This is a genomic window from Neisseria sp. HMSC068C12 (assembly GCF_001814095.1).
Lineage (GTDB): Bacteria > Pseudomonadota > Gammaproteobacteria > Burkholderiales > Neisseriaceae > Neisseria > Neisseria perflava.
In genome coordinates, this window is sequence record NZ_KV814796.1 from 1 (window position 1) to 6,671 (window position 6,671).

Consider the following 6,671-nt stretch of genomic DNA (forward strand, 5'->3'; position numbering starts at 1 on the left):
TATTGGTGCTGCCGCTGTCGCCGTTGAAGGTCAGACCTTTGGTATCAACGGTGGTTTTGGCATCCACACCTTTTTGGATGTTATCTTTAGTACTTTGAGCAAGATCGATACTGTACTCAGTTGTGACGGCACCATCGGCTGCAGTTGTAGTATTGGAAGTCAAATTCAAAGCATTGGAAACTTGTACCGTTGCTTTATCTGCGCTGACGGTATAAGTGGTCTCTTTGCCTGAGGTTGTTTTATTAACGTGCGCGTTACTGCCTGCCGCCACCTTGGTTGTGGTTTTGGCATTATTGATGGCATTAGCAACATCGCCGGCAGTCGCTACACCGGCAGTCGGTGCGGACACTGTGCCATTATTATCGACAGACAATGTGCCTTGAGTGACGTTGATTTGAACTTTTGATGCATTCTCGCCATCGGTGATTGCAACAGTCGTCAAGTTGCCATCGGCGTAGTTGACTGTACCGTTGTTATTGATACGAGATTTGTCTGTACCGTTTTGTTGGATATTGTGTCCAACATTGTTCATAACGGTGTACAGCTGGCTACCATTGACCGCATCGGTCGAAGTGGCGGAAATACGGCCTGCGGCAACATTCTGGATTTGGCGTTCATTGCCTGCACTGCCTACAGAAACCGCGCCTGTTTTAGCGGATGAAGAAGCTGCATAGCTGACATTAGTCGTCGTACCACTATCGTTTTTGAATGTTGCATTTTTAGCTGTTGCATCAAAATTATTGGCAGTGCCAACAGCACCATTACCCAATGCAACGGAGCTACCGATCGTAGTCGTCGCGCCACTACCCAAAGCAACTGAATCGCTTCCAGTCGCTTTTGCATTATTACCGCCGGCAAAACTATTCTGCCCGGCAGCTTGGGCTGAGGAACCAATAGCGGTGGAATAAAGGCCTGAACTGTTTGCCTGCTTACCAATGGCGATAGAATAAGCTTGCGTTGTCTGCGCCTGATGACCGATTGCAACAGAATCATCACCGACTGCATTTGACAAATAGCCCATTGCCGTACCGTTATTTTGTGCCGCTGCCCTTGCACCGACAACGGTTGCATTTCCATAGTTGGCTCTACTGTGAGCACCAACGACTACAGAGTAATTGTAATTATTTTCTGTATTCAAACCTATGGCGATAGAACCTGTACCGCGGGAATTGGCATTAGAACCTAAGGCAACAGCGCCAACAGTTCCCGAAGTTACCGTTGCATTTGGACCAACAGCAACAGAATCTTCGCCAAGTACGTTGGCATTATGACCCAAGGAAACACTACCCGTCGCACCAGTACTTGTTGCCGCATTCGGTCCGATGGCAATCGAATTGGTTGCTTTTGCACCGTCATTGTTCCAGTTTTTCGTACCGTCAGTTTTGCCTTCTTCTGACTTAACAGAGAAATAGCGGACACGCTCAATTGCACTCAAAACACCATAAAGCTGTGAGCCGTTGATCGCATCAGTGGAAGTAGCGGAAATATCGCCAGGGGATACATTAATGATTTGGCGTTCGTAACCTTTGGAACCGACAGACACAACATCACCGGCATCGGTAGTTTGACCGCCTGCCCAAGTGTAGGTTACACCCATAATTTCGCGTTGAACGTATGCCTGACCTTCTTTATCGGTTTTAGAAGCCGTACCCAAAGCCACAGAATTCAGCAAAGTAGCCTTCGCACCTGTACCCAAAGCTACACCACCAAAGGCAGTGGCCTGAGATTTGGTACCGATAGCCAGAGACAAATCGGCAGATGAATTAGACTGCACACCTAATGCAACAGAACCTTGACCGGCAATAGTATTACCATAAGAACCGCTATACATCGTATCACCAGTCATCTCTTTATAAATATCACGCAGACTTTTACCGCTCAGCGTATATTCACCGGTCTTTGCACCTTTTTCATTATATTTGATGAATTTATCCGTTGCATTGCCAGAATATCGAGTACCACCTACCGAATCTAAATCATCACCACCAATAGCAACAGATGAATTACCATTAGCCAAGACATTGCCACCAACCGCAATAGATTGGTCTCCCTTTGCCCACGCCCCCTCAGGTCTGCCCTGTGGATCAACACGGTTACCTGAACCAATAGCAATAGACTGAGTTATCTTAGAACTACTTGAATCGCCTACTCGAGCCGTATTACCAATAGCAATATTATTGTGAGTTACATTCACATTCATAATATTTTGCGAAAGAACCCCAGATGCACGTCCAATAGCAATCGTACCAAGTCCTGTTGCATTCGCGTCTGCACCAAGTGCAATAGCACTTGATGCTGCATTACCCGAAGCTGGAGAATTTGCCACTGCACTTTTACCGATGGCAATGGTATTTCCAGTTTGAGCTTGGGCTGAATTACCTATGGCAATAGACTCACTTTGATAACCCACTGCATTGGTACCGATTGCAATGGCATTTTGCGCATTGGCTGCAGCCTGACTGCCGCTGCCAATTGCAATGCCGTTTTGACCTCTTGATGTACTGGATTGGCCCAAAGCCATTGAGCCTATACCAAATGCTTGCGCCGAATTACCCAATGCTGTTGTGCTCGTATTATCAGCAAGAGCATTCTTACCTACCGCTGTCGCTTGCGTACCATTTGCTTTGGAATCTGCACCCAATGCTGTTGAATCTACAGAAACAGCATTGGCACTTTTACCTATCGCTGTTGCATATGAACTACTTGCACTTGTATCTGCACCCATTGCAACAGCATGAGTTTGAGTAGCTTTAGCATTAGTACCCACGGCCAGGCTGTTATTATGTGTTGCATTTGCACTCGTACCTACCGCAACTGCACCATTAGCCGTAGCATTGGCTGATGCTCCTATTGACAGCGCACCAATACCGGTCGCTGTTGCACCGCTGACCGCAGTAGCACTGGTCGGAGGATCAACCGCAATTTGTCCTCGTCCCGCAGTTGCCGCATACGAATTACCTGCACCCAAAAGAGCTGCCGAAATCACTGTCAATCTGAAAACTGTCGCGATACCATTTTTACCGGATTCGGCAGATACATCTGCACTGTTTTGTTCGGCAGACGATTTCACACGGCCTTTGGCCAATTCGGAAGTTACGACAAAAGATTGAATCGTACGGTTCCAAACAACTTTAAATATCTTATTCATAGGTGTGTCTTTCTCTTTTTATGATAGGTAAAAGCGTGAGCATGAGCATGACGCTACTTTAAGAATTTATGCGGGGTTTTCCCAGCAAAATGCTTATCTCAAGCTGACGTTTATTGTCACTTTGAGACAAAATTTAGGCTTTTGACTATCCCGCAACGGTATAGTATTTCATACTTACAAAATATCCGCTAGTCTAAAATATCAACCGATTATCTTTAATTTTTAAACAAAATCATGACGTTTGAACAGAAAAACCAATCATCAAAAGTTCTCCAGTCATGTTTTTATTAATAAGCGTAATGTTGTATTCCGTCGACAAGTCATCAGCAATCACAGTAATCATGCAAGCAACGTGCCAATCGCTCGGAATTTTATTTAAAATGAATTATTTTTTTAAGAAACAGGAAAGGCCGTCTGAAAGATTTCAGACGGCCTTTGATGAAATGATTTTGAACAATTGCTTAATTGAATAATTTGTTTTTTTGAGCTATCAATAAAATTGGCAAAATGCTTTTAATACGTCATAGAAAGAATACGCATATCCGTACTTATACAGACGCGGATGGTTTTACAAACCGAATACGGCAATATCTCCCTTGCCTTGACGAATCAGCTCAGTGCCATCGGTCATATCAATAACCGTTGTCGGCTCAGTACCGCACCAGCCGCCATCAATAACCAAATCAACAGCATGTTCAAGACGGTCTCGGATTTCGTATGGATCAGTCAATGGCTCTTCGTCTTCAGGAAGCATAAGGGTGCAACTTAAAATAGGTTCGCCCAATTCTTGCAAAAGCGCCAAGGCAGTAGCGTTGTCGGGAACACGCAGGCCGATGGTTTTGCGCTTGGGGTGAAGCGTGCGATTGGGTACTTCTTTGGTTGCCTGCAGGATAAAGGTGTAGCTGCCGGGCGTAGCTGCTTTAAGCTGGCGGAATTGGGCATTATCTACTTTGGCGTAAGTACCCAATTCGCTCAAATCGGCACACATCAGGGTCAGATGGTGTTTTTGATCGATTTTACGAATCGTGAGAATGCGCTCCATCGCGTTTTTGTCACCGAGTTTGCAACCCAGCGCATAACAGGAATCCGTAGGGTAAACGATGACACCGCCACTACGGACAATATCGGCGGCTTGCTTGATGAGGCGGTCTTGGGGATTATCGGGATGGATGGCGAAAAATTGTGTCATGTTTTTTTCCTTATCATTCTAATGGTTTGTTGTTTGACATTTTAAAACTTATTTGGCCGTCTGAATATTGGATTTCCACCACCATGAATGGATTTAGCCTCAGCTACAACACGGCTGCACCCAGTGATACCTTATATATTATTTTGATTTACCGGCCGATATCGAAAGTCAATTTAATACGCTATATAATGCATTATTTTGTTTGAAAGTCATCTCAATGCCTGCTTCTTCCCTACCTTCCCGCCGCTTGTCTGTCGCACCTATGCTTGATTGGACAGACAGACACTATCGCTTTATGGCGCGACAAATTACACGCAATGCTTGGCTTTATAGCGAAATGGTCAATTCAGGCGCGGTGGTTTACGGAGATAAAGACCGCTTTTTGAGTTTCAACGAAGGCGAGCAACCGGTAGCTTTACAGCTTGGCGGCTCAGATCCGCATGACTTGGCAATCGCTACCAAAGCGGCTGAAGCGTATGGCTATAACGAAGTCAACCTAAATTGCGGCTGCCCCAGCCCACGCGTTCAAAAAGGCGCTTTCGGCGCTTGCCTGATGAATGATGTAGATTTGGTGGCAGATTGTTTGAATGCGATGCAGGATGCAGTTGAAATTCCGGTGACGGTCAAACACCGCATCGGTGTAGACAGACAGACAGAATATCAAGTCGTAGCAGATTTTGTGGGAACACTTCGCGAAAAAACAGCCTGCCGCACATTTATTGTCCATGCACGCAATGCTTGGCTGGACGGTTTATCCCCGAAAGAAAACCGCGAAGTCCCGCCACTCAAATATGAATACGTGTATCGTTTAAAACAAGATTTTCCCGACTTGGAAATTTTGATTAACGGCGGCATCACTACCAACGAAGAAATCGCCGAACATCTGAAATTTGTCGATGGGGTCATGATCGGGCGCGAGGCTTATCACAATCCAATGCTGATGCGCGATTGGGATACAATGTTTTACAACGACGCACACGCACCAATCCAATACGCAGACTTAGCAGCTTGGCTATATGCATACAGTCGCGAACAAATCGCCTTAGGACGAGGCACAATCCTGCGCCATATCGTCCGCCACGCACTAGGCTTAATGCACGGCCTAAAAAATGCCCGCACTTGGCGCCGTATGCTCTCAGATGCTACTTTGCTGAAAGACAACGACGGCAGCCTGATTCTAGACGCATGGAAAGAAGTCGAACGCGCAAATATTTGAGATTAATGGTATATCGTGCGAATAAATGAAAGGCCGTCTGAAACATCCAATGATGTTTCAGACGGCCTTTAAAATTACAACAGACTGCTAAAGATATATTCATTTCTCTTTGGCTACTATTACGATTAACTCATCGAATCAACCCAAAACATAATCTAAGCATAAAAAAATGCGGCCTAAATAGGCCGCATTTACTTTGCTTCGTCTTTTCAGACGACTTTTTCAGGCCGTCTGAAAGTCAGATTACCATTGGTAACCAACTGCTGCGGTAGCACCGAAGTGACCACGTGAGTTGCCGGAAGCAGTACCTTTGATGATCCAATTACCACCATCGGAGATGCTAGAGAAGCCGACAGCGTAACCGGTTTCACCGCGGTAGTGACCGCCACCGATAGCCAGCATGCTCTTACCTGGCAAGTAAGCTTGTGGCAGACCGGCAGTAGCCAGAGCTTGAGCCACACCTGCGCGGGCGTTGTTGTCAACTTTGTTCACATTGCTGTTCACATCGCCGAATTTTTGGTTCAGCTGGTCAACGTTAACCGCATCGGTACCGTTCTTACCTGGAGCAACATTTTTAATAGTAGTGTTGCCGGCATCGATACCACCTTGGTTGATGGTTACAGGACCTGCTTTCAGTTCGTTAGTAGTAACACTGTTAACGGTCAGATCAGGGTTCAAGCTGACTTTCAGCGCATCGCCGTCTTTCTTAACGAAGATGTTTTGAACTTCTTTCTCTGAAGTCTTACCGGTTGCTTTGTCGAATACTTGGACTTTAGTACCCGCATCACCTTTAATCTGAATAGTGTTATTCAGTTTTTTGGAGATAGAGCCGTCAGTAGTACCAGTCTCGTCAACCAGACCGAAGGTGCCGTCAGCATCTTTACCATCTTTACCGTCTTTACCATCTTTCACGGTTGCAGTAGTAGTAGAGATGACTTTACCGTCTTTATCGAAGTTGTTGATAGTGATAGTAGAAGTACCTTTAGCTTCATCACGCTCAACTTTACCTTCAGCAGACTTACCGTTTTCACCTTTAGCACCAGTTGCACCAGTATCACCTTTAGCACCGTCTTTAACAACAGTAGTAGTAGTGTTACCGTTACCGTCTTTGATGGTTA

At 45.6% G+C, this 6,671-nt stretch carries 4 protein-coding genes; 1 reads left to right on the forward strand and 3 read right to left on the reverse strand.

Translation table 11 applies throughout. The features are described from left to right. Both HMPREF2952_RS11145 and HMPREF2952_RS01970 read right to left on the reverse strand, forming a co-directional pair. Positions 1-3,148 (reverse strand): ESPR-type extended signal peptide-containing protein (locus HMPREF2952_RS11145; protein ID WP_210398390.1); only part of this gene is annotated, 3,148 nt, incomplete at its 3' end. A 568-nt stretch (positions 3,149-3,716) separates the two neighbouring features. After that, complete coding sequence (locus HMPREF2952_RS01970) at positions 3,717-4,337, reverse strand: L-threonylcarbamoyladenylate synthase (RefSeq protein ID WP_070695218.1); 621 nt, start codon at positions 4,335-4,337, stop codon at positions 3,717-3,719. 217 nt (positions 4,338-4,554) lie between these two features. Between HMPREF2952_RS01970 and dusA the strand changes: the two genes are divergently transcribed. Further along, positions 4,555-5,553 (forward strand): tRNA dihydrouridine(20/20a) synthase DusA, encoded by a 999-nt coding sequence (dusA, locus tag HMPREF2952_RS01975; protein ID WP_049336164.1) that lies wholly within the window; start codon positions 4,555-4,557, stop codon positions 5,551-5,553. A gap of 243 nt (positions 5,554-5,796) precedes the next feature. Here the strand turns inward: dusA and HMPREF2952_RS11310 are convergent. After that, on the reverse strand, positions 5,797-6,671 hold an 875-nt coding region (locus tag HMPREF2952_RS11310; protein WP_210392974.1), incomplete at its 5' end, for a YadA family autotransporter adhesin.

Excerpts from the sequence above, each read along its gene's own strand:
- HMPREF2952_RS01970 (WP_070695218.1), bottom strand. The coding sequence starts at position 4,337 with ATGACACAATTTTTCGCCATCCATCCCGATAATCCCCAAGACCGCCTC.
- dusA (WP_049336164.1), top strand. The coding sequence starts at position 4,555 with ATGCCTGCTTCTTCCCTACCTTCCCGCCGCTTGTCTGTCGCACCTATG.